Raw genomic sequence first — 22478 nt, forward strand, 5'->3', positions numbered from 1 at the left:
GCCATAGAGGTATTTCGCTGGTTTCATTTTGACCTAAAAAGGTCAAAAACCGAAATTCTGTATTTAGATTCCCGTTTTCACGGGAATGACAATTTCAACGGAAACCCCGAGGCAGAGCCTCGAGGAATTCTTTTCGATTAATTAACAAAAAGAAAACTTAAAAAAGACAAAAAAAAGCCATCAAAAGCTAGCTTTTGATGGCTCTATTATTAATACCAATTTTTTGCCGACTTGTTATTACTGGACAAATATCCTCTTCAAAGTGGCTTTTTTTACTTATTCGCTATAATTGGTGGTTACATCTTTATCTAAATGATCATCGATATCATTATTGTCAGAGTCTACAATCTTTAATGTTTTAATGGTAATCACACCAGCGTTATCTGATCTTTCAAGTTCAAACTCAATTTTTTCGTTGAGTACAGGTTCTTGCTCGCCCTGATTTGTATAAACCACATAAGTTATTCGCTCTAGTTCGTTAATAGTTAATACACCATCTCCATCATCATCACTATCTAAATAATTAGGTAAACGATCACCATCCGTATCATCATCTGTTTCATCTGTTAAATCATCATAATTTACTGTAACCTCACCATCACCACTTAAATCTTCTATATGTGAAGGAATACCATCACCATCATGATCATTTTCTGTTGTTTGTAATAATTCAAACTTAAAAATAAGTGGAGAATATGCAGGAATGCCTGTTAAACTATTAGAAAAGTAAGCTAAACCAGAAGGTAAAAACATAACGCCTATACCTTGATTTAAAAAACTAACAGTTCCATCTCCATTTTCAGCAAAATCTTCTGCAACATTAAAATCTGGCAACACACGCCTCCACCCTACTATTACTCCTGGATTTAGAGCTGTTGAAGTTCCTATAAGATCTATTTCAACTGGATTCACAGCACTATCAAACACTTCGTTATCTAAGGTAAACCCCTCATAAAGCATAACTACGTTATCTGCAAAAGTTGGCGATTTAATATCGCCTCCCTGATTTAAATTAAGGACATAATACGTATATTTTGTGTCTGCGTAAACTATTGTTTTTTCATCAACTTCAAGCACATCTCCATTCTTAAACAAAGTATGTCCGTCTGGAACTTCTCCATCAATAAGTTCGGTAATTACTAAATCTGCAATAGTTGGATTAGTAATCGATTCAAATTCACTGGAATTATAATAATGGGTCTCTAAATAATCTATCAACAAACCATTATCTATAACTTCTTGTTCTGTTCTATCGTTTACTTCTACAACAATCTCTTCAGTATCATCATCTTTGTTACAGGATAAAAAACATGTAACTATACATAATGTAATTAAAGCTATTTTTCTTAATCTCATATTCTTTTTGTTTTTGAACGACCTCTTTTACACCGCGCCGAACGTAAATCCACATTCATTTAAATTTAGCTTACAATTTTAACTTTAAGCCTAAGAATGTTTCATTATTGCTTATTTTTGGTGCGCAAGATACAATTTTAAAATAATTTTGCACAAGAACCTTAACGTAGTTTTTAGAATAATTGTATGCGAATTGATAAGTATTTATGGTGTATTAGGTATTATAAAACAAGAACTCTTGCTACTACTGCTTGTAAAAAAGGTCAAGTACGTGTAAATCAAGAAATTGTTAAACCTAGCAGAGAAGTTTATCCCTTGGATACCATTGAGTTAAGAAAGAATCAAATAAACTACAAACTTGTTGTAAATGATATTCCAGAAAGCAGGGTTGGTGCTAAACTGGTAGACATTTATAGAACAGACATAACACCTAAAGAACAATTTGAGGCGCAGGACCTTTTAAAATATAGCAAAGACTATTATAGAAAAAAAGGTATTGGTAGACCTACAAAAAAAGATAGAAGGGATATTGATGATTTTACAGATGAAAATGAGTAATTTTATCTTTTAATTTTAGAACGAGTATTATTATGACTGCTAAGAATAATGTAATCCTTAATCATAACGAAATCAATCATAAAATAAGACGTATTGCTTTTCAAATATATGAAAGTAATGTGGATGAAAAAGAAGTTATCCTTGCCGGTATTGACAAAAACGGTTATGTATTCGCAAAAAAATTAAAAACTGCACTTCAAAGAATATCTGAGATACATCCTATACTTTGCAAAGTTAGCATTGACAAAAAGAATCCTTCTGCGACTATTAAAACCTCTATTTTGCCAGAAGATTATAAAAATAAGTCTCTAGTACTTGTTGATGATGTTTTAAATTCTGGTACTACTTTAATTTATGGTGTTAAACATTTTTTAAATGTACCGCTAAAACAATTTAAAACCGCCGTTTTGGTAAATAGGAATCATAAAAAATATCCAGTAAAAGCAGACTTTAAAGGTATTTCTTTGTCTACTTCCCTGCATGAACATGTACATGTGGTTCTAGAAGGCAAAGTTTTTGAAGCTGTTTTAGAATAACTGTAAAACCAACTCTTCGATAATATCTTCTTCTGTTTTGTTATCGGTAGTTATAGTAACTTCAGATAAACTATAAAACGGAGTACGTTCAAAAAGGTGTTTTCCAATAAATTCTGTAAGTAATTCGTCTGTTTTTATATGAGCAATTAAAGGACGTTTATTCTTTTCATTTTTTAGTCTCGCCACTAAAGTAGGTATTAAAGCTTTTAAGTAAATACTCTTAACATTAGGGCTATTTTTAATAAAATCCATATTATTACTGTAACATGTTGTGCCCCCTCCTAGCGATAAAACTAATTTAGTATTATTGTTTAAAAGTTCCTTTAGATATAATGTTTCTATTTTTCTAAAATATATTTCTCCTTTATATTTAAAAATATCACTTACTAATAACTGTTCCTTTTCTTCTATGTAATCGTCTAAATCTATAAAATCATAATTCAATTTATTTGCCAAAATCTTACCTAAAGTCGACTTTCCCGAAGCCATATACCCAATTAAAACTACAATCATTTTCTCTTTATAAATTGATTATTAAAAACATACGTTTTAGTGATGCAAAAAAACAAAAAAATCTTTAAAAAAAGTATTGTTTAATTAATAAAACATTTTATATTTGCACCCGCTAACAACAACGTTAGTGTTGAAATAATGACCTGGTAGCTCAGTTGGTAGAGCATCTCCCTTTTAAGGAGAGGGTCCTGGGTTCGAGCCCCAGCCCGGTCACTGGAATCTTTCCAAGATGATTCAAAAAGCCTGAAACTTTAATGTTTTCAGGCTTTTTCATTTTCCTTACTTTCAATTGATATCAAATATTACCATTAAATAGGTGCGTTATTCGGTGCGTGTTTTTTAAGATTAAAAAACACGCACCGAATTAAGGTTAATTTACTGGTTTTTAACTAATTATAGTTTGAATTTAAATATGAAAATTGTAACTTAATAACGTAAACAGACCCTATTATGAGCAATAGATTTTCAATTTTATTTTTTCCCAAAGGAGATATATTAGCTGTTATTGAAAATAATGCGGATTTTAACGATATAAAGCTCATAAAAAAGTATCTAAAAACATTCACTCTGGAACTTAAGGATTTTGACTCCCTAGATATAAAACTGCCTCCTAAGCTTGATTTGGGAGATGTTCAAACGTCCTATAATAACTTTAGACTGAGATATCAAGATTACCTTAATTATTTGGTTCTTACACCGGAAAAGAAAAGAATAGACAACTATACGTTTCAAATGCTTTCTAAATCTGAAAGTTTGAAAGACCATACTAAAAGGTTAGAACAATATCAGGTACAACTTGATAATGAAAAAAAGAAATATTTGAATAACCAGAAACTATACAAAAGAGGCATTATTTCTGAATTGGACTACATTAATAGTCAAAATGCATTGTCTAAAGCCAAAGAAAAATATCAGGAACTAAAATCTAACTTAGAATATGAAAAAAGCAATCTTTTAGTCGCCCAAAATAATTTAAAACAGTCTTCAATAAAGGATAAAAGCTTGCTCTTATCTTCAAGCCAAAACTTAATGCAGTCAAGGCAGGAGTTGATAAATGACATCAAGTCCTGGGAGCAGAAGTATGTTTTGTCCAGTCCAATTGATGGAAAATTTACACTTTTTGATGTTTGGAATCAATACCAAGATATTAATGTTAATGATGTCGTTTTTACTATTATCCCTAATGACTTAAACGGCATAGTTGGGAGAGTATTGGTTCCAATAACCAATTCGAGAAAGTTAAAACGAGGGCAAGACGTTTTAATTAAAATAGAAAATTCCCCATATCAGGAATGGGGTAAACTCAGAGGAACAGTTTCATCTATTTCAAGTATTCCACTATGCAATATACTGCCATTATTAAGCTAGATTCTTTAGTTACTACTTACAATCGCACATTGGACTTTAAACAAAAAATGAAAGGGGAAGCTGAAATTATTGTTGATGAGATTTTACTATTTGAGCGTTTGCTTTATCCTGTTAAGGAAATTTTTGAGGAACTATAAATTTCAAGAGTACATAGTAATATTATAAATATATCGTAAATAAAGCTACTTTGTCATCACAACTCAAATAAAACGAATGAATTAACGTATTCAAAAGTTGTGTTTTCTTTCTTTATAATTAAAAATCCATTAGATTTGTGAAAACTTATACGTTTCATAAACAAACCGTTAGACTTAATTAGAATCGAATATATAGTGTATTACTTAACAATGAATTTTAGTGAAAGTTTCAAAAGTAAACCTTGTAATTTGATAAAGGACTTATAATTTTTTAATAAATCATGAAATTAAACATACTCCCATCTCTACAATTTGCATATATCATAATATTTATTGTTTTCAACGTACAATGTCAATCAAAAGAAGATTTAATAAATGAATTAGATAATACTACTCAATTCAAATTCAAATGGAAAACTTATATAGGTAAGACTTCATTTAGAACCACCATTCTTTATGCAAATGATAAAATTTACATTGGTTCTAATGGCAATTCAACCAGTGTAGCTAATGATAAACAAGATGGGGTTTTCATTTTGAATTCAAAAAATGGTAAAATTAAAACACAAATAACTCGAAAGGAACATGCAGATAATGATGTAAACGGAATAGCAGTATACAATCACCTAATTTATTTTGGCAATGATAACAACCTCTTTTTTTGTTATGATGATGAAGGTAAGAAAATTTGGTCTTACAAATGTGACGGAGATGTAGAAGGAGCACCTGCACTAACTGATTTAAATTTAGACGGATTACCTGATGTCGTATTTGCTACTGAAAATGGAACCATCTATACCTTAGATGGTAATTCTGGTAATCTAATTTGGAAATATAGTACGGTTTGGGAAAAAGGGAAAAACAAATATGAATTTTATTCTTCCAAAGGTTTTATTGGATCTCCTGCGGTTTATGATATTAATAATGATAATGTACGTGATATTCTAATCGGGGCAAGAAACGCAACCTTCTATGCTTTTGATGGGTCGAATGGAAACATACTTTGGAAGTATAATACTTATTCAGGCATACATAGTTCGGCATACATAGATAATAGAGGAGAAGATGAGGATATAATATTCGCTGAAGCATATTCTGTTGTGCACGTGTTAGATAAATCTGGTAAGTTAAAAAAAAGATACCATTTAAGAGAAAACCGGGCTATACAAGGCTTGTTTTCAAGTCCGATTTCTACCTCATTAGGTCACATATGTATTGGAACATCATGGTGGGGAAAGGGAGATGGTTTTTATATGATACCAGATTATTCTAATAATTATGATGAAGGATTCACTGTATTAGGCAAAATTTCTTCAACTCCAATATATGCCGATTTAATGGCAGAAACCAATCCACAAGTTGGTATAGTCACTGAAAATGGCTATTTAGTTATTTATAATGATTTTGGTAAAACTATGGGTAAATTTAAACTTGAGGGTGGTGTTGAGGCTACTCCACTAGTCGCTGATGTTGATAACGATGGCTATTTAAATTTAATCATTGCCACTAGAGATGGGTATTTATATTGTTATGATACAAAATCAACAGGTAAAGTTACATGGGGTCAATTTCGAGGTAACAACTACAATACAGGTGTTTATTATGAAGAATCAAAAGACTTTCTCACAGCTTCCACAAGTAAAGGGTCAGAAAAAATTGTACCGCAAGGAGATTCATATAATGAATATGGGAAAAAATATGCAATAGTAATAGGAATTGCTGATTATAAAGATTTACTATCAAAAAGTATTGAAAAAAGCAAGATAAAGCTTACTGATTTGCAATATGCAGAGAAAGATGCTAGTGAATTTATTGATTTTTTAAATAATACTGAAAAAAGTGGTGGTAATTGGATAATTAAAAAGTTTATTGGTAATTCTGCTAAAAAAAGTGATATTCTTAAATCAATAGACTATATACTCACAGGAACCAAACCAAATGATTTGGTATACATCTTTTTTTCTGGTCACGCAAGAAATACTCCTTATGACCTGAGTGAAGTGTATCTTCTACCATATGATTTTGAATATGATGATGATTATAGTGGTATTTCTTACGATTGGTTAAGAAAAAAAATAGAGAGTTCAAATTCAGAACACGTAATTGCATTTATAGACGCTTGTAGAAGTGGAGTAATAGGCTATGCTAAAGGCGGAGACAATAGACCAAACTATCAATACATGGGCAAGTTAAATACCACAATTCCAAACAAAATAATTTTCACAGCTGGGAGAGGTTCTCAACAAGCATTTGAAGATTCAAAACTTCAAAATAGTGTTTTTACATATTTTCTATTAAAAGGTCTTTACGGTGAAGCAACAGATAAAGACAAAGATGGGTTCATTGATATATCTGAATTGAGAGATTATGTAGAGGAAAAAGTTCGAAAATACACATCTAATAAAACAAATATGAACGTGCAAATTCCAATGCTTTGGGAAAGAAAAGGGTTTATCGCTGATGATTTCCCAGTTTCGATTAAATAATTTAATTATTAATGACTAAAATCACATGAAAAATAATAGCATCAAGGAATGGCTAAGTATAAACATTATAAATTATTTTATTAAAGCATCTAAACGTAGAAAAGTATTACTATTATCACTATTACTACTCTTAATTATATTTATCTCTAGGGTTGGTTTTTTAGGAGATAGGGCATATAAAATTTCAAAGAGGGTATTTAACTTTTATATACCAATCATTGACCAAAACTTACCAGATATCCTAATTTCATTTAGATTCGAAGTTGAAAACGAATTAGGTCGAAATAAGGGTTCAAATGGCAAAACGTATTTTTCTGGTGATAAGATGATTTTATCCATAAATTCCAATATCCAATGCTGGATGTCGATATTTTGTGTTGATTTAAAGGGTATTCATGGAGTCTATAACAATTCAACTTCCTCAGGTTTATTTTTTCCAAAAGAAAACTCACATGAAATAGAGTTTAACCTAGACGATACTGTTGGTCCCGAGATATACATAGTAGTAGCTTCGCATAGTGAATTTAATTTTGAAAAGGATATTAAACCAAAAGTTCAAACATTACTTCAAGACCAGAATCCAAAGGGTCCAACATTATATAAATATTGGTTAGATTTAGACAATGAATATTATCAATCGGCAATCTATTTCCATCATAAATAATTTTGATGTTTCAAATATTGTCATATTTTTTCATTTGATATAAACCTAATTAACAAGCACTTACAATTAAAAAACAACAACAGTTTCTATTTTCCAATAATATACAGAACCTCCCTATACACCCGCTCCTGATTTAATTGCAAATCAATTTGAGAAAAGCTTTTGCGTGGCTCTGGAAGCTCTTTTTTTATATTAGAATATTTAAAGCGCAGTTTTTTATCTTTTCCATCCGCAAATGCTACAAACTCACCTGCTTTTAATCTAAAAAACACATCGGCTCTTCGCTTGGAAACTTCTTTTTGCCTTTGGTGATACGCGTATCAAAATTAAGGTTATGTCCCTTATTGATGCTTGTAGTTTCTTTTTTAATCAATTCAAAAAATCGCTCATAATATTTAGCTGTGTCCAAATCGTTAACTTTACCGAAGAATTGATATGATAAATTACTTAAAATAGCCCGACTAGCCTTTTCGCCATAGAGCATATCATTTTGAATTTTATCTTGCATCACATAAACCGTAGAAATATCATAACTTCTCAGTGTTGCAGGTATACGGTTCATGTTTAACAGACGAATTGTGGGAGCTTCTTCCATAAGTATAAATGACGACAACTGATTTCTAACACTCATTTGCTTAATAGCCGTATGCATCACAGTAGCAATTACCGGAGAGTATGCCGATTCATATTTAGGGTTGTTCACAACAGAAATGACAGCCGGATTCGATGCATTATTTATATCAAGCGGTACTTCATCTTCCGACAAAACCATAAACAATTTTTGCGAACTTATTTTTTTAAAGGCATTGGCAAGCGTACTTTTAACACCTGCGGTTTGCTTTTCTGATTCTATACCATTTATAAAGGCACTCGCCATACTTTTGGAAGTAAGATCGGAGTTCAAAAAAGACACCATTTTTTTAGTGTTCATCTGTTGAAATAGAGCGATTAAATGTGGTAATGTACATTGTTTAGGGTAGTCTATTTTCAATTTCCAAATAAGCCCGCCTAGTAAGCCCTCTACGGCATCTGAAAAGAATTTACTACTACCCGAGGCATCTGATAAATTTTGTTCCAGCAGATTTTCAATAAGAACTTTAGAAACCTCATTCACACTTTCTTCGTTATGTAAATACCTTGGAGCTATTGGGTTTACTCGACAATAAATATCTTCAAATGAATTTATATAATAAGAGATGCCTCCATCTTGAAAAAGAGGATAAGCCATTTCGGTGAGTTCAAAATCCTTATAATCATGGATAATTCCACAGAACTTATATTTGCTAAAATGCTGTAGATAATTATAAATAACGCTTTCTGTTTTTCCACTTCCTGCAGAACCAATAATTGAGGTACCTCTTCTAACATTTTCTATTTTGAATTTTCCACGGTTCAACTTAAAATCAAATGAATATTTCTTATTCGTGACATTTGATTTTTCTTTATGAAAAAAGGCGTAAACCAGGGTTAGAACAAATAACAATGGTGTTATGATATACAATACAATATGCGCTATTGTCCAAGTCATATCCCAATTGACCCTGCTTGAATACCTTTCTCTATACCTCGTTTAAGCGTTTTAATTGCTTTAATAACTAATTGTGCATTGGTTGGTATTTGTATCAAAGGGTTGTTAAAAACCGGGTTATTCATGACGCCTGTTTTGTTTAATAATTTAAATGCCATAGAAGAAGCTCTTTCTAATGCAGTATATCATAGAAATTACGAACTACAAGCCCCTATTGAAGTTAGGGTTCTTCCTAATGCCATTGAAATAATAAGTTATAATGGTGTAGATCCTTCTTTAAAGCAAGATGATTTTGATAAAGGAATTGTTAGGGCAAGACGTTATAGAAATAGACGTATTGGTGAATTTCTAAAAGAATTAAGACTTACAGAAGGTAGAGGGACAGGTATTCCCACTATTGTAAAAGCTCTCAAAGATAATGGTTCTGGAAGCCCTAAATTTGACACTAACGAACCACATAGAAATCATTTTTTAATAGAGATTCCGATTCATCCTGAATTTAACGACCAAGTTAATAAATTAACCAAAGAACAAATAAAAATTTTAAAATATTGTGAGCAAAGAAGGTCTAATAAAGACATTCAAGAACAAGCTTTTAAATTAAAAGTTCATACAGATAATTTTAAAAGACATATAGCTCCTATAATAAGAGAAGGCCTTTTAGAAAGAACTATTCCTAATAAACATAGAAGTCCAAATCAAGAATATGTTCTAACAAATAAAGGAAAAAAGGTTTTAGCATTATTAAAAACACTTAAACTGTAATAGTTAAGCTTCATATCTTAATTTATAAGAATACCTAAACCACTTTGCTCTAAACAAAGACAAATTTCATCATAAAAGTTAAAAAATTGTTAAAAAGGGGCTAATTCGGAGTCACTAAATTTTCAGGTCTCTCGAAACCCTTTTAAAAACTAGTAAAGCTATGATTTTGGATAGTTCCTCTTTCTTCGTATACTTTTCAATTGCTTCCATCTTTTTATAACTTAACAAATAGATGTATATACTTCTGATCACTTTAGAATATTCTTGATTGTATTACAATAAACATTAACTATATTTGAATATTGTATATAAATACAACTATTTAAGTTCATTTTTTATTAAAAATAGTTTTGGTGCGTTAATCGGTGCGTACAAATACTATTACTAATCTAAATTTTTGAATATCAATTGATTAAAAAACAGGTTCGAACCCCAGCCCGGTCACTGGAATCTTTTCAAGATTATTCAAAAAGCCTGAAACTTAATGTTTTCAGGCTTTTTCATTTTCCTTACTTTCAATTGATATCAAATGTTACCATTATTAACACCTACAAACAAAAAACAGAAATAGTAACAAGAGTTTATACTTTTAGTCATGATCCCTTTTAGTCATGATCCTATACTTCATTCAAGTAGTTAAACATATATACAAAAAAAGCTTCTCATTTCTGAGAAGCTTTTTAATATTTTGAAACTTTAAATCTAATTAAAGTGTAGCAACATATTTTGTTAAACCAGATTTTAAATTAGCCGCTTTATTAGCATGAATAACATTTTTCTTAGCTAATTTATCTATCATAGAAGAAACAGAAGGTAACATAGCTTCAGCTTTTTTCTTATCTGTTAACTCACGTAATTTCTTGATAGCATTACGAGTCGTTTTATGCTGATATTTATTTACTAAACGTTTAGCTTCGTTACTTCTAATTCTTTTTAATGCTGACTTATGATTTGCCATTTTGTTTTTCTTAATTTTTTTAATCGTAGCCCGTAGGGGAATCGAACCCCTCTTACCAGGATGAAAACCTGGCGTCCTAGCCGATAGACGAACGGGCCATTTGTTTTTAGGTGCGCAAATATAAATATAATATTTAAACTTACAATACCTTTCAAATAACTAACAATGTCTCCATTGCGGATGCAAAAATACAACTATTTTTAAATGTCACAATAGTTAGATAATTTTTTTTGAAAAAAAATTAAATTAGTATGCTTTTGCAAACAATACTCTACCTTTCGAAGGCTTTCCAGAATACACACAGACACCTTCTATTTCCTTCATATCTATAGGAATACAACGAATTGTAGCTTTGGTCAACTCTTTAATTTTTTCTTCTGTCTCATTAGTACCATCCCAATGAGCAGAAATAAATCCTGTTTTAGTTTCTAAAACATTCTTAAATTCCTCAAAAGTATCTACCTCTGTAATATGTGTATTTCTAAAATCTAAAGCTTTATTAAATAGTGATTCTTGTATTTCGGTCATTAAACCTTCTACTTTATCAATCAAACTATCTAGAGAAACTATTTCTTTACTTAAAGTATCTCTACGAGCTAACTCTACTGTTCCATTCTCTAAATCGCGTGCCCCTATGGCAATACGTAAAGGCACACCTTGTAATTCGTGTTGTGCGAACTTAGCTCCCGGCCTAAAGGTATCCCTATTATCAAATTTAACCGATATATTTTTTGCTCGTAAATCTTTCATAATACCATTAACTACTTCTGTAATAGCATTAAGCTGTTCTTCATTCTTATATATAGGTACAATAACAACTTGGTTTGGAGCCAAATTTGGAGGCAAAACCAATCCGTTATCATCACTATGCGTCATAATTAATGCTCCCATTAATCTAGTAGAAACACCCCAAGACGTCGCCCAAACATAATCCTGTTTACCTTCTTTAGTTGCATATTTAACATCAAAAGCTTTTGCGAAATTTTGACCAAGAAAATGAGAGGTTCCCGCTTGTAACGCTTTTCCATCCTGCATTAAAGCCTCAATACAATAAGTATCTTCTGCTCCGGCAAAACGCTCACTTTCTGTTTTTACACCCTGTATTACAGGTATAGCCATGAAATTTTCAACAAAAGTGGCATAAACGTTATTCATCAATTTTGTTTCTTCTATAGCTTCTTCTTTCGTAGCATGCGCTGTATGTCCTTCTTGCCATAAAAACTCTGCTGTACGTAAAAATAAACGTGTGCGCATTTCCCAACGTACCACGTTGGCCCATTGATTAACTAATATTGGTAAGTCTCTATAAGATTGAATCCATCCTCTATATGTATTCCATATAATAGCTTCACTTGTTGGTCGTACAATTAACTCTTCTTCCAGTTTCGCTTCAGGGTCAACCCTTAGTTTTCCTTTTTTATCCGGGTCATTTTGCAATCTATAATGCGTAACAATAGCACACTCTTTAGCAAAACCTTCTGCATTTTTTTCTTCTGCTTCAAATAAACTTTTAGGTACAAATAATGGAAAATATGCATTTTGGTGCCCTGTTTCTTTAAACTTTTTATCTAATTCTGCCTGCATTTTTTCCCAAATAGCATATCCATAGGGTTTAATCACCATACATCCTCTAACTGCCGAATTCTCAGCTAGGTCTGCTTTGACAACTAATTCGTTATACCATTTGGAATAATCTTCCGCTCTACTAGTAAGTTTTTTGCTCATATTAATGTTTTGGCACAAATATTGTGACTATGTTAAATATAAAAATAGTTCAACAAAACTAACTATTTTTGTTATGTTCAACAATAAAATTCTAGAGATATGCAATTTAATAACTACTTAAAAGGAAAAGTGTCATTTGTAGCCATTCTTGGCTTGGTGTTTGGTTTAGCCTCTTGTGGTTCTTATCAATATGTTGGCGCTGACGACGATGGTATTTATGGGAGTACAGAAAGACAAGTAAGCGTTGAAACTCCTCCACAGAGTAATCACACAGTTGTTGAAATTCCTAATAACTCTAATAGCGATTTCTATAAAAATCATTTTAGAAATAAATCTTTAGAAGCTGCTAACGTATTTTCTGATGACGCTATTTTTACTGATATAGATTCCTATGAAGGAAATAATTATGTTGAAAATGACTCCTTAACTAATGATTATCAGGGTTATGCTGGTTGGGGACAAAATAGCAATAGTGTTACCATAAACTATATAGACAACGGATGGAACAACTGGGGTTGGAATGCTGGATTTGGTATGGGATGGAACAATTGGGGCTGGAATAGTTGGAACAACTGGGGATGGGGTTGGAATAGATGGAATAATTGGGGCTATTACGATCCTTTTTGGGGTCCTTATTATGGTGGTTTTTACGGAAATTATTGGAGAGGATATCCTTCATTTTATAGAAATAATAGATATAACCGATACTATGCAAATAACGGCTATTATAATAGTAGAAGAAATGTTGCATATAATACGAATAGAAGAGGTAATTACTATACTAGAGCAAATAACTCAAGTTTAAGTTCATCCAGACGCAGTAGCTCTGTAAGCAATACAAATAGAAGCACAGCTACATCTAAATACAACACAACAAGAAGGAGTAGCACAGGCACCGTAGCAAGAAATTATACAAGAAACTCTAACGGAACACGTACATATACTAATAATACACAAAGAAGAACAGTAACTTCCAGAACACCTTCTACAAATTCAGTTAGGAGATCATCATCTTCAACAGTAAGAAGGAATTCAAGTACCGTCTACAGACAACCTTCTAATACCAATAGAAGTTCTAGTGGTACATCCAGGTCCTATTCTTCTTCCAGAAGTTCAAGCTACTCACCTAGCAGAAGTTCTTCATCCAGTTCAGGTTCAGTTTCCAGATCTTCATCTAGTAGTCGTAGCTCTGGAAGTAGCAGCAGAAGCTCAGGATCTTCAGGAAGACGTCGTTAAAATTTAAAAAGAAAAAAAAATTACAACTATATGAAAAAGTTATATTTACTGTTCATAGGTACCCTATCTATGTCCACAATTTACGCTCAAGATATTAGTGATGCTTTAAGGTTTTCTCAAGATAACATTCAAGGAACAGCTCGTTTTAGAGCATTGAGTGGGGCTTTTGGGGCTTTAGGTGGCGATATGAGCGCTGTTAGTTTAAACCCAGCTGGTTCTGCTGTATTTAGCAGAAGTCATGCTTCTGTTACGGGTTCAAATATAAGCACGGATAATAACACAGCATATTTTGGAAATACAATAAATACAAATATTTCAAATTTTGATTTAAGCCAAGCAGGTGCTGCTTTTGTTTTTGCAAGCAATAATAACTCGCCTTGGCGAAAATTCACATTAGCAATTGCATACGATAGAACCAATAATAATGACGATGCTTGGAATGCCATTGGTACAAATACCAATAATCAATCCATAGACCTTTATTTCTTAAACTATGCTGATGGTGTAAGATTAGAGGATATTTCTTTGTTTGATGGTGAGTTTATTGAAGATATATACCAATATCTTGGGAATGAATTTGGTTTTGCACATCAGCAAGCATTTTTAGGTTATCAAGCATTTATTCTTGAACCTGATGCAGATGACGATGACAATACCTTTTATTCCTCTAATTTAGCAGATGGTACTTTTCAACATGATTATTTATATTCAAGCACAGGTTATAATGGTAAAGTTTCTTTTAATCTGGCAGCTCAATACGGAGATAATTTATACTTAGGATTAAACTTGAATTCTCATTTTATCGATTATCAAAGAACGACCTCTCTTCTTGAAGACAATAATAACGGAGGCTCCATAACTGCTATCGATTTTGATAATAATTTATCTACAACTGGAAATGGATTTTCATTCCAATTAGGTGGGATTTTAAAAGTAAGTCCCGAATTTAGAGTAGGTGTTACTTACGATTCTCCTACTTGGTATACTATTGAAGAAGAAACGACACAATATATCAATTCTAATTTGGCAGATCCTGATATTGATTTTATTACAAACATTGTAAATGTTTTTCCCCGATATAAAGTACAAACACCTGCTAAACTTACAGGAAGTTTAGCATATGTATTTGGAAAACATGGGTTAATTAGCTTTGATTATTCTACAAAAGATTATAGCAGTACTAAATTTAAACCAGAATCTGAGTTCACATCTTTAAATAATGACATTGCCAGAGACCTTACAAATGCCGCTACTTATAGAGTTGGCGGTGAATACAAATACCAACAATTTAGCTTTAGAGGCGGGTACCGTTTTGAAGAAAGCCCTTATCTTAATGGTATAACTGTGGGTGATTTAACAGGTTACTCTCTTGGTATTGGTTACAATTTTGGTAATACTAAACTAGATGTTACTTATGACCAATCTGAACGCTCATTTGCACCGTCATTATACAATGCTGGATTAACCGATGTTGCTTTAATAGACCGAACAAACTCTAACATTACACTTTCGTTGAGCTTTAATATTTAATATATACTATCATAAAATATAATTTAAAAGCTTGAACATAAAAAGTTCAAGCTTTTTCTTTTAATTGTAATAATATAAGTAAAGTAGAGACTAAGCCTTAGGTATAATTGTTTGTTAAGACAAAACATAACAAAAGTGTTTTACTTATCTTTGCAGACTAAAAACATCATTTTTTAGCTAATGAAAATTGAAAATAACATAGAAGAATACGACTCTTTAGGAGATAACCATATTGGAACGTCTTCAAACACGCCTTTGCGAAATGATGCCTTTAGGCTTTCTAATGAAGAAAAAATAGACATTATTAAAGATGATGTTCGTCATATTATGGAAACTTTAGGCCTCGATTTAACAGATGATAGCTTAAATGGCACACCAAATCGTGTTGCTAAAATGTTTGTTAAGGAAATTTTTGGAGGATTAAACCCGAAGAAAAAGCCAAATGCTTCTACATTTGAAAATAAGTACAAATACGGTGAAATGCTTGTCGAAAAAAACATTACTGTTTATTCTACTTGCGAGCACCATTTACTACCTATAGTTGGGAGAGCACATATAGCTTATATTTCTAACGGTACCGTTGTTGGTCTGTCTAAAATGAACCGTATTGTAGATTATTTTGCTAAACGTCCACAAGTTCAAGAACGTTTAACCATACAAGTGGTGAAAGAACTTCAAGACGTTTTAGATACACAAGATGTAGCTTGCATTATAGATGCTAAGCATTTGTGCGTTAACTCTAGAGGCATTAGAGATATTGAAAGTAGTACAGTAACTTCAGAATTTGGGGGTAAATTTAAAGAAGAAGCGACTCGTAGAGAATTTTTAGATTACATAAAATTAGATACAAAGTTTTAATTTATTTTTAACCAAATAACCAAATCAGAATAATAACCATGCAGCTTTTTCAGCATCAACCAATAAAACTATACAATTCACTTACAGGAAAAAAAGAAACATTCAAGCCCATTAACGAGGGTTATGTAGGGATGTATGTTTGTGGCCCCACCGTTTATAGTAATGTACACTTAGGTAATGTAAGAACCTTTATGTCTTTTGATATGGTATTTAGGTATTTAAAGCATTTAGGTTACAAAGTACGGTATGTTAGAAATATTACAGATGCGGGTCATTTAGAAAACGATGCCGATGCTGGTGAAGATAAAATCACTAAAAAAGCGCGCTTAGAGCAAATTGAACCTATGGAAGTTGTGCAGCGTTATACGGTCGATTTCCATAACATATTAAATACATTCAATTTTTTACCACCAAGTATAGAGCCTACAGCAACGGGGCATATTATTGAGCAAATTGAGCTTATAAAAAATATTATAGACAATGGCTTTGCTTATGAGGTAAATGGTTCTGTTTATTTCGATGTACATAAATTTAATGAAACAAACGATTACGGAAAATTAAGCAAACGTAAGCTTGACGATTTAATTCATAATACACGTGAATTAGACGGACAAAGTGATAAAAAGAATCCGCAAGATTTTGCCCTTTGGAAAAAGGCAGAACCACAGCATATTATGCGTTGGCCTTCACCTTGGAGTGATGGTTTTCCCGGTTGGCACTTAGAATGTACTGCTATGAGCACTAAGTATTTAGGAGATCAATTTGATATTCACGGAGGTGGTATGGATTTAAAATTTCCGCATCATGAATGTGAGATCGCGCAAAATGAAGCTGCCAAAGGAAAATCTCCTGTTAATTATTGGATGCATGCCAACATGCTAGAGCTTAACGGACAGCGTATGTCTAAAACAACAGGAAATACTGTCAACCCAGATGAATTGTTATCCGGAAATAATAAATTCTTCAGTAAAGCCTATGCACCCGGTGTTATTAGGTTTTTTAATGCACAGTCGTCTTACCGAAGTGTTCTGGATTTAACAGACGATGGCTTATTAGCAAGTGAAAAAGGATTTTACAGATTGATGGATGCCGTGAATCTTTTAGGTGATTTAAAAGCTTCTGAAAGGTCTACTATAGATGTTAATGCATGGAAACAGTCTTGTTATGATGCTATGAATGATGATTTTAATTCGCCTATTTTAATTGCACATTTATTTGAAGCTGCTAAATACATCAATCAAATTAAAGAAGGTTCTGAAACCTTATCTACTGAAGACTTAAACACTTTTAAAAGCACTATTAATGCCTTTGTTTTTGATGTGTTAGGCCTTGAGAACAATACTAAAAGTGATTCTGGAACCGATAAATTGTCGGGTGCTGTAGATATACTCATTAAACTAAGGCAAGAAGCCAGAGCCAATAGAGACTTTGCTATGTCTGATAAAATTCGTGATGAGCTAGCAGAAGTTGGTATACAACTCAAAGATGGTAAAGACGGTACGACGTTTTCAACTAACTAAATGTTTTGTTATTCCTTCGAAGGAATGAATCTTTTTAATTAAAACTTGATTTTTACAAAATAGATTCTTGTCTTCAATTCGACTACACTCAGTGACCGACCTGGAATGAATACTATGCTAAAAAAAATACTTATTGCACCGTTTTTGTTTTTAATAAAGATATATCAAGTATTGATATCACCTATAACGCCTGCTACTTGTAGATATACACCAACATGTTCACATTACTCCAAAGAAGCGTTACAAAAACATGGTTTATTTAAAGGTAGTTGGTTAGCCATAAAACGTATTTTTAGTTGCCACCCTTGGGGAGGATCTGGATATGACCCCGTTCCTTAGATTTAATTTACTTACTTGATTTTGTGAAATTTTCAACTTATTTCGTTTAATAAAGTTCATTAAAACAGAACTTTATCTTAGCATTGTAACCAATACTCACGCACAACAAACTTCACATTGTCCTATTAAGAGAATATCAGTAGAATCTACTTTATGATTTTTTATGGAAGGAATTTTAATTTCTAAAGGCAAACACTCAACTTTATCGCATTTTGTACATTGAAAATGTGGATGCTTGTCCGAATGATGACTAGCAGAACATCCCTCACATTTAGCATACCACTTTAAACCATCTTTTCCGTTAAAAGAATGAATAGCACCATCTTGTTCAAGTCTATCTAAAATACGATACACCGTAGTTTTATTCATCTTATCTTTTACAAGTTCAATTAGATGTACTACCGATTTGGCTTCGTCCTTTTCTTCAAAAATTTGGAGTACAGTAGCTACAGCTTTTGTTTTTCTTATAATTCCCATAATCACAAAATTAATGCAATTGGGTTGCAATTACAAATTTATTTTTTAATTTCGCAACTCAATTGCATTAACAAAGATAATTTTATGATACAATTACAAAACGTTAGCAAATCATTTAAAGGTAGTCTTGCCATTAAAAACTTAAATTTAGAGGTTCAGAAAGGAGAAATTTTAGGACTTTTAGGTGCTAATGGTGCAGGAAAATCTACCACTATAAATATGTTGCTAGGCTTTCTTAATCCAGACTCAGGAGAGGTATATATCAATGATATAGACACGAACCATAATTCACAAGAGACTAGAAAACTTATTGGTTATATCCCTGAAAATGTTAATCTATATCCTTATTTATCAGGTTTAGAAAATTTAGATTATTTCTGCAAGTTAGCAGGATTAAAATATTCTAAAAATGAACTGGAAAACTACCTAACAATTTGTGGATTGGAAAATAAAGCACACGTAAAAAAGGTAAGTGGTTATTCTAAAGGAATGCGACAGAAAGTAGGCATCGCTATTGCCTATGCAAAAAAAGCAAAAGTTTATTTATTAGATGAACCTGCTAGTGGTTTAGACCCTTTAGCCAGTAATGAACTTTCTATTCTTTTAAAAAAATTAGCTTCAGAAGGTGCGACTATTTTGATGGCTTCCCACGATATTTTTCGTGTTCGTGAGGTTTGTAATCGTATCGGTATTTTAAAAAATGGCGTTTTAGTAAAAGAATTGTATAGCAAAGATGTAAGTGCTAATGAGCTAGAAACTTTATATCTACAATTTATGCAAAACTAAAACGAATATTATGTTGCAAATCATCAAAAATGAATGGCGTTTTTTAATCCGTAGTCGTATATTTTTAGGCATAAGTATTGCTTTCATTTCAATCTTATTAGTCTCAGTTTTTTTAGGAAATTATCAAACACGAAAGCAAGAGCAAACACACAAAAGTGCTAAAGACCACGTGCGTCAACAATGGGTAAGCATTGACGAAATGAATCCTCATAGTGCTGCACATTATGGAACGTATGTCTTTAAACCTACTAACTTATTAAATAGTCTCGATGAAGGTGTTAATAGCGTTACAGGAAATGTACTTCGAGTAGAAGGACACGTTCAAAATGAAATAGTGCATTCCGAAGCATCTCAAATGCAGGCTATTTCTAGATTTGGAAAATTAAAGCCCTCACTTTTACTACAATATATTGTTCCATTATTATTGATTTTTTTAGCATTTAACTCTGTTAGTGATGAAAAACAAAGTGGGAGACTCAAATTACTCGTATTACAAGGTGCAAAACCTTTACAAATTATTTTATCTAAAATATTATCTGTTTGGCTTTACGGTATGATGCTACTAACCTTTGTCCTTTCAGTCTATAGTATTTTGAATTTTCAAAGTTTAACTACAGACATTTTAACCAGAACAGGATTGTTCTTTTTGTCCTACACTTTATATTATTTTATTATTAGTGCTATTACGGTTTACTTTTCTGCACGCTGGCAAAATGCGACACTTGCTTTGACATCAATGTTAGGCATTTGGATAATTTGGACGATATTTTTACCCAATATTTTAATGAGTTCTGCCGAAAAATGGCATCCTCTTCCTAGTCGAAACCAATTTCAATCAGCTATGAAAGAAGACCGTTCAAAAGGGCTTGACGGACACAACCCTAAAGATAAACGAGCTATCGCTCTTAAAGAGAAAGTTTTAAAAGAGTATGGTGTAGATAGTTTGTCTCAATTACCTATAAATTTTGACGGTATGCGGATGCAAGCTGATGAAGAATATGGAAATAGCGTTTGGGATAAACATTTTGGTAATAATCGTAAAATACTTCGTAAACAAAAACAAAGCTTTCAATTAGGCGGTATTGTAAACCCTTTTATTTCCTTACAGAATTCAAGTATGGGGTTTATGGCAAGTGATAACTTACATCATCAGGAATTTTTGCTACAAGTGGAAAACTACAGAAGGTTTTTTATTAAAACGCTAAACGACAAGCAAACTTTTGGTGGTTCTAAAACAGGTAACTGGAGGTGGAAAGAAGATAATGCATTTTTTAAATCTATTCCAGATTTCAATTATAAACCAACTCAGGTTTCTGTTATCTTATCAAATTATTTGTTGGATTTAGCTTTGCTCATTCTATGGTCAATTATTGTTATTGTTATCATTTATTTCGGAACTAAAAAAATACAAATCGTATGAGAAGTTTATCCATATTTATTTACGAGTGGAAACATTTTGTTAGCAGTCCTTTTAAAATTATAGCACTACTACTCTTTTTAATAGCCAGTATTTATGGTTTGCACAATGGTGCAGATTTATATATGCAACAAAGCAATGAGATTGAAAGACTCAATCAAAAAGCAAAAGAAGAAAAAGAAACAATACTATCTTATTTCGACAAAAGCGAAAAAGGGCCTAAAAATAGGCCTTGGGTAGATGTTACAACACCATTCTGGTCTATTTGGTATACACCCACTTATCATTTCAAAAAACCTTCACCAACTATTGTTTACAATATAGGTCAGGCTGAACAATATGGTTTTTATAAAAAAATTGGTATGTATTCAAGCCCATACGATGCCGATATGGCAAAGGAAATCGCCAACCCAGAACGTATACAGTCTGGTACTTTAGATTTTTCATTTGTTGTGCTATTTCTTATGCCTCTATTACTTTTAGTGTTACTCTATAACATAAAAGGCTCGGAAGCAGAGCAAGGCTTTTTACCGCTCATTTTTGTACAAACGGGTTCAAAAAACTGGTGGATACTATCAAGAACTGTATTTTACACGATACTACTTTTATTTTCATTACTTGGGTTAATGCTTTATGGCGCTACTCTTACCAAGGTTTTTGAGGTAGATAATGCTTTTTGGACTATTTTTCTACATCTAACTATATATCTTGTGTTTTGGGTAGTTCTTTATTTTTTAATTCTGAAATATGGAAAAAACATCATTTCAAACACTTTACAAATGATAGGTATTTGGTTACTTTTTGCGTTTATTATTCCTGCCGTCGTACACCAATGGATAAGTATTGAAAAACCAACTAATTTAATGATTGACCTAATCGATATCAAAAGAGATAAAACAGATGAAATCTACGAGCAGTCAAACACTGATACCGATAATCAAATTTTTAATTTATATCCAAGTTTAAAGCAAACTAAAACTGCACAAGATACAATAGCTATAAAGGAGGCAAGAAATGATTCAAGAATAGCATTAATTAATGTCGCTATGAAAAATGCGATTTCAAAGCTAGAAGAAGATAATTTAACTAAAAATGAGCTTATTTCAAAAACCTATTGGCTCAACCCTTTAACTTACTTTCAAAATAAACTAAATCATTCATCAAAAACTCATTATGACGATTACCAGACTTATAGAAACGATATTCAAAATTTGGTTGATAAGCGCATTAAAATAATGGTTTCGGATATTTGGAATAACGTTAAAGTCGACAAAACAAAATATTTAGAATACAATAAAACACTTAACAAATGACACAAACAAAAAAGATATATTGGGCAGATAAATTAGGTGTTTTTAGTTCTTTGCTGTGTATAGTTCATTGCCTTGCAGTACCAACATTCCTTTCGTTGGGCATTGGTTTTTTGAATAATCCAATAATTGCTTTCCTGTTTATCTTAGTAGCATTTATTTCTATTTATAAAGCTACCAATGGAAAATTTATTAAAGGGATTAGTGTTTTTTTATGGGTTTCTTTTATTGGCTTTGTAATATCCATTTTGCTAGAAGAACATGCTGAAATTTTTGAATATGGGATGTTTCTGTTTTCTTCATCAATTATTCTTGGGCATTTTTATAATATGCGTAATTGTTTAAAATCTTAAAGAATCATTATTTTGTTTTACGAATACCAAACAACATTTTGAATTGAGAGGTTTTACA

At 31.9% G+C, this 22478-nt stretch carries 21 protein-coding genes, 2 tRNA genes and 1 pseudogene; 16 read left to right on the forward strand and 8 right to left on the reverse strand.

Annotation, left to right across the window (positions count from 1 at the left end):
* Positions 1 to 276: 276 nt before the first annotated feature.
* Positions 277 to 1356, reverse strand: a complete 1080-nt coding sequence (locus tag Q4Q35_RS09620) for an FKBP-type peptidyl-prolyl cis-trans isomerase (protein ID WP_303277760.1) — start codon at positions 1354 to 1356, stop codon at positions 277 to 279.
* A 186-nt stretch (positions 1357 to 1542) separates the two neighbouring features.
* Between Q4Q35_RS09620 and Q4Q35_RS09625 the strand changes: the two genes are divergently transcribed.
* Both Q4Q35_RS09625 and Q4Q35_RS09630 read left to right on the forward strand, forming a co-directional pair.
* Complete coding sequence (locus Q4Q35_RS09625; RefSeq protein ID WP_303277761.1) at positions 1543 to 1914, forward strand: RNA-binding S4 domain-containing protein; 372 nt, start codon at positions 1543 to 1545, stop codon at positions 1912 to 1914.
* Between the two features lie 32 nt (positions 1915 to 1946).
* Complete coding sequence (locus tag Q4Q35_RS09630; protein ID WP_303277762.1) at positions 1947 to 2450, forward strand: phosphoribosyltransferase family protein; 504 nt, start codon at positions 1947 to 1949, stop codon at positions 2448 to 2450.
* On the opposite strand, the gene Q4Q35_RS09635 is transcribed toward Q4Q35_RS09630, so the two are convergent.
* On the reverse strand, positions 2442 to 2963 hold the full coding sequence (locus tag Q4Q35_RS09635; RefSeq protein ID WP_303277763.1) for a shikimate kinase: 522 nt from the start codon (positions 2961 to 2963) through the stop codon (positions 2442 to 2444). The genes Q4Q35_RS09630 and Q4Q35_RS09635 overlap by 9 nt on opposite strands.
* A gap of 140 nt (positions 2964 to 3103) precedes the next feature.
* Here Q4Q35_RS09635 and Q4Q35_RS09640 point away from each other — a divergent pair.
* From Q4Q35_RS09640 to Q4Q35_RS09655, 4 genes are all read left to right on the forward strand, one after another.
* Positions 3104 to 3176, forward strand: a tRNA-Lys gene (locus Q4Q35_RS09640).
* 237 nt (positions 3177 to 3413) lie between these two features.
* Entirely contained in the window at positions 3414 to 4331 is a 918-nt protein-coding gene (locus Q4Q35_RS09645) for an HlyD family secretion protein (RefSeq protein WP_303277764.1), read from the forward strand.
* Between the two features lie 418 nt (positions 4332 to 4749).
* Positions 4750 to 6954, forward strand: a complete 2205-nt coding sequence (locus Q4Q35_RS09650) for an outer membrane protein assembly factor BamB family protein (protein ID WP_303277765.1) — start codon at positions 4750 to 4752, stop codon at positions 6952 to 6954.
* 25 nt (positions 6955 to 6979) lie between these two features.
* The gene (locus tag Q4Q35_RS09655) at positions 6980 to 7618 is read left to right on the forward strand and encodes a hypothetical protein (protein ID WP_303277766.1); all 639 of its coding nucleotides are present in this window, start codon (positions 6980 to 6982) and stop codon (positions 7616 to 7618) included.
* A gap of 86 nt (positions 7619 to 7704) precedes the next feature.
* Here Q4Q35_RS09655 and Q4Q35_RS09660 read toward each other — a convergent pair.
* Both Q4Q35_RS09660 and Q4Q35_RS09665 read right to left on the reverse strand, forming a co-directional pair.
* Positions 7705 to 9146 (reverse strand): annotated as a pseudogene (locus tag Q4Q35_RS09660) (type IV secretory system conjugative DNA transfer family protein).
* Positions 9143 to 9271 carry a hypothetical protein gene (locus Q4Q35_RS09665; protein ID WP_303277767.1) on the reverse strand — a complete coding sequence of 43 codons (129 nt, stop codon included), beginning with the start codon at positions 9269 to 9271 and terminating at the stop codon, positions 9143 to 9145. The pseudogene Q4Q35_RS09660 and the gene Q4Q35_RS09665 overlap by 4 nt, the downstream one beginning before the upstream one ends.
* On the opposite strand from Q4Q35_RS09665, the gene Q4Q35_RS09670 reads away from it, so the two are divergent.
* Entirely contained in the window at positions 9270 to 9911 is a 642-nt protein-coding gene (locus tag Q4Q35_RS09670; protein WP_303277768.1) for an ATP-binding protein, read from the forward strand. The two genes, Q4Q35_RS09665 and Q4Q35_RS09670, sit on opposite strands and share 2 nt — an antisense overlap.
* Positions 9912 to 10617: 706 nt before the next feature.
* Here the strand turns inward: Q4Q35_RS09670 and rpsT are convergent.
* The 3 genes from rpsT to proS all read right to left on the reverse strand — a co-directional run bounded on the left by rpsT (position 10618) and on the right by proS (position 12594).
* Complete coding sequence (rpsT, locus tag Q4Q35_RS09675) at positions 10618 to 10869, reverse strand: 30S ribosomal protein S20 (RefSeq protein ID WP_303277769.1); 252 nt, start codon at positions 10867 to 10869, stop codon at positions 10618 to 10620.
* A 26-nt stretch (positions 10870 to 10895) separates the two neighbouring features.
* Positions 10896 to 10967, reverse strand: a tRNA-Glu gene (locus Q4Q35_RS09680).
* Between the two features lie 148 nt (positions 10968 to 11115).
* Positions 11116 to 12594, reverse strand: a complete 1479-nt coding sequence (gene proS, locus Q4Q35_RS09685; RefSeq protein WP_303277770.1) for a proline--tRNA ligase — start codon at positions 12592 to 12594, stop codon at positions 11116 to 11118.
* A gap of 99 nt (positions 12595 to 12693) precedes the next feature.
* Here proS and Q4Q35_RS09690 point away from each other — a divergent pair, with 99 nt between their 5' ends.
* The 5 genes from Q4Q35_RS09690 to yidD all read left to right on the forward strand — a co-directional run bounded on the left by Q4Q35_RS09690 (position 12694) and on the right by yidD (position 18077).
* Positions 12694 to 13830 carry a hypothetical protein gene (locus Q4Q35_RS09690; protein WP_303277771.1) on the forward strand — a complete coding sequence of 379 codons (1137 nt, stop codon included), beginning with the start codon at positions 12694 to 12696 and terminating at the stop codon, positions 13828 to 13830.
* 30 nt (positions 13831 to 13860) lie between these two features.
* Positions 13861 to 15360: an OmpP1/FadL family transporter gene (locus tag Q4Q35_RS09695; RefSeq protein WP_303277772.1), complete on the forward strand. Its 1500-nt coding sequence runs from the start codon at positions 13861 to 13863 to the stop codon at positions 15358 to 15360.
* Between the two features lie 180 nt (positions 15361 to 15540).
* Positions 15541 to 16218 (forward strand): GTP cyclohydrolase I FolE, encoded by a 678-nt coding sequence (gene folE, locus Q4Q35_RS09700; RefSeq protein ID WP_303277773.1) that lies wholly within the window; start codon positions 15541 to 15543, stop codon positions 16216 to 16218.
* 38 nt (positions 16219 to 16256) lie between these two features.
* Positions 16257 to 17738 (forward strand): cysteine--tRNA ligase, encoded by a 1482-nt coding sequence (cysS, locus tag Q4Q35_RS09705; RefSeq protein ID WP_303277774.1) that lies wholly within the window; start codon positions 16257 to 16259, stop codon positions 17736 to 17738.
* Positions 17739 to 17852: 114 nt separating this feature from the next.
* Entirely contained in the window at positions 17853 to 18077 is a 225-nt protein-coding gene (gene yidD, locus Q4Q35_RS09710; RefSeq protein WP_303277775.1) for a membrane protein insertion efficiency factor YidD, read from the forward strand.
* 96 nt (positions 18078 to 18173) lie between these two features.
* Here yidD and Q4Q35_RS09715 read toward each other — a convergent pair whose 3' ends face one another.
* Entirely contained in the window at positions 18174 to 18554 is a 381-nt protein-coding gene (locus tag Q4Q35_RS09715) for a Fur family transcriptional regulator (RefSeq protein WP_303277776.1), read from the reverse strand.
* A gap of 84 nt (positions 18555 to 18638) precedes the next feature.
* Between Q4Q35_RS09715 and Q4Q35_RS09720 the strand changes: the two genes are divergently transcribed.
* From Q4Q35_RS09720 to Q4Q35_RS09735, 4 genes are read left to right on the forward strand one after another with little or no spacing between them, the layout of a single operon-like run.
* A complete protein-coding gene (locus tag Q4Q35_RS09720; protein ID WP_303277777.1) occupies positions 18639 to 19340 on the forward strand; it encodes an ABC transporter ATP-binding protein in 702 nt (233 codons plus the stop codon).
* A gap of 10 nt (positions 19341 to 19350) precedes the next feature.
* Entirely contained in the window at positions 19351 to 20760 is a 1410-nt protein-coding gene (locus Q4Q35_RS09725; RefSeq protein ID WP_303277778.1) for an ABC transporter permease, read from the forward strand.
* Complete coding sequence (locus Q4Q35_RS09730) at positions 20757 to 22070, forward strand: hypothetical protein (RefSeq protein ID WP_303277779.1); 1314 nt, start codon at positions 20757 to 20759, stop codon at positions 22068 to 22070. The genes Q4Q35_RS09725 and Q4Q35_RS09730 overlap by 4 nt, the downstream gene beginning before the upstream one ends.
* Complete coding sequence (locus tag Q4Q35_RS09735; RefSeq protein WP_303277780.1) at positions 22067 to 22420, forward strand: MerC domain-containing protein; 354 nt, start codon at positions 22067 to 22069, stop codon at positions 22418 to 22420. Before Q4Q35_RS09730 ends, Q4Q35_RS09735 begins: the two co-directional genes overlap by 4 nt.
* Positions 22421 to 22478 lie beyond the last annotated feature (58 nt).

Origin of the sequence: Flavivirga aquimarina, assembly GCF_030540835.1 — a bacterium.
GTDB lineage: Bacteria > Bacteroidota > Bacteroidia > Flavobacteriales > Flavobacteriaceae > Flavivirga > Flavivirga aquimarina.

Excerpts from the sequence above, each read along its gene's own strand:
- proS (WP_303277770.1), bottom strand. The coding sequence starts at position 12,594 with ATGAGCAAAAAACTTACTAGTAGAGCGGAAGATTATTCCAAATGGTAT.
- cysS (WP_303277774.1), top strand. The coding sequence starts at position 16,257 with ATGCAGCTTTTTCAGCATCAACCAATAAAACTATACAATTCACTTACA.
- rpsT (WP_303277769.1), bottom strand. The coding sequence starts at position 10,869 with ATGGCAAATCATAAGTCAGCATTAAAAAGAATTAGAAGTAACGAAGCT.
- Q4Q35_RS09720 (WP_303277777.1), top strand. The coding sequence starts at position 18,639 with ATGATACAATTACAAAACGTTAGCAAATCATTTAAAGGTAGTCTTGCC.
- Q4Q35_RS09625 (WP_303277761.1), top strand. The coding sequence starts at position 1,543 with ATGCGAATTGATAAGTATTTATGGTGTATTAGGTATTATAAAACAAGA.
- Q4Q35_RS09650 (WP_303277765.1), top strand. The coding sequence starts at position 4,750 with ATGAAATTAAACATACTCCCATCTCTACAATTTGCATATATCATAATA.
- Q4Q35_RS09725 (WP_303277778.1), top strand. The coding sequence starts at position 19,351 with ATGTTGCAAATCATCAAAAATGAATGGCGTTTTTTAATCCGTAGTCGT.
- folE (WP_303277773.1), top strand. The coding sequence starts at position 15,541 with ATGAAAATTGAAAATAACATAGAAGAATACGACTCTTTAGGAGATAAC.
- Q4Q35_RS09620 (WP_303277760.1), bottom strand. The coding sequence starts at position 1,356 with ATGAGATTAAGAAAAATAGCTTTAATTACATTATGTATAGTTACATGT.
- Q4Q35_RS09735 (WP_303277780.1), top strand. The coding sequence starts at position 22,067 with ATGACACAAACAAAAAAGATATATTGGGCAGATAAATTAGGTGTTTTT.
- Q4Q35_RS09635 (WP_303277763.1), bottom strand. The coding sequence starts at position 2,963 with ATGATTGTAGTTTTAATTGGGTATATGGCTTCGGGAAAGTCGACTTTA.
- Q4Q35_RS09665 (WP_303277767.1), bottom strand. The coding sequence starts at position 9,271 with ATGAATAACCCGGTTTTTAACAACCCTTTGATACAAATACCAACCAAT.
- Q4Q35_RS09715 (WP_303277776.1), bottom strand. The coding sequence starts at position 18,554 with ATGGGAATTATAAGAAAAACAAAAGCTGTAGCTACTGTACTCCAAATT.
- Q4Q35_RS09690 (WP_303277771.1), top strand. The coding sequence starts at position 12,694 with ATGCAATTTAATAACTACTTAAAAGGAAAAGTGTCATTTGTAGCCATT.
- yidD (WP_303277775.1), top strand. The coding sequence starts at position 17,853 with ATGCTAAAAAAAATACTTATTGCACCGTTTTTGTTTTTAATAAAGATA.
- Q4Q35_RS09730 (WP_303277779.1), top strand. The coding sequence starts at position 20,757 with ATGAGAAGTTTATCCATATTTATTTACGAGTGGAAACATTTTGTTAGC.
- Q4Q35_RS09695 (WP_303277772.1), top strand. The coding sequence starts at position 13,861 with ATGAAAAAGTTATATTTACTGTTCATAGGTACCCTATCTATGTCCACA.
- Q4Q35_RS09655 (WP_303277766.1), top strand. The coding sequence starts at position 6,980 with ATGAAAAATAATAGCATCAAGGAATGGCTAAGTATAAACATTATAAAT.
- Q4Q35_RS09670 (WP_303277768.1), top strand. The coding sequence starts at position 9,270 with ATGACGCCTGTTTTGTTTAATAATTTAAATGCCATAGAAGAAGCTCTT.
- Q4Q35_RS09630 (WP_303277762.1), top strand. The coding sequence starts at position 1,947 with ATGACTGCTAAGAATAATGTAATCCTTAATCATAACGAAATCAATCAT.
- Q4Q35_RS09645 (WP_303277764.1), top strand. The coding sequence starts at position 3,414 with ATGAGCAATAGATTTTCAATTTTATTTTTTCCCAAAGGAGATATATTA.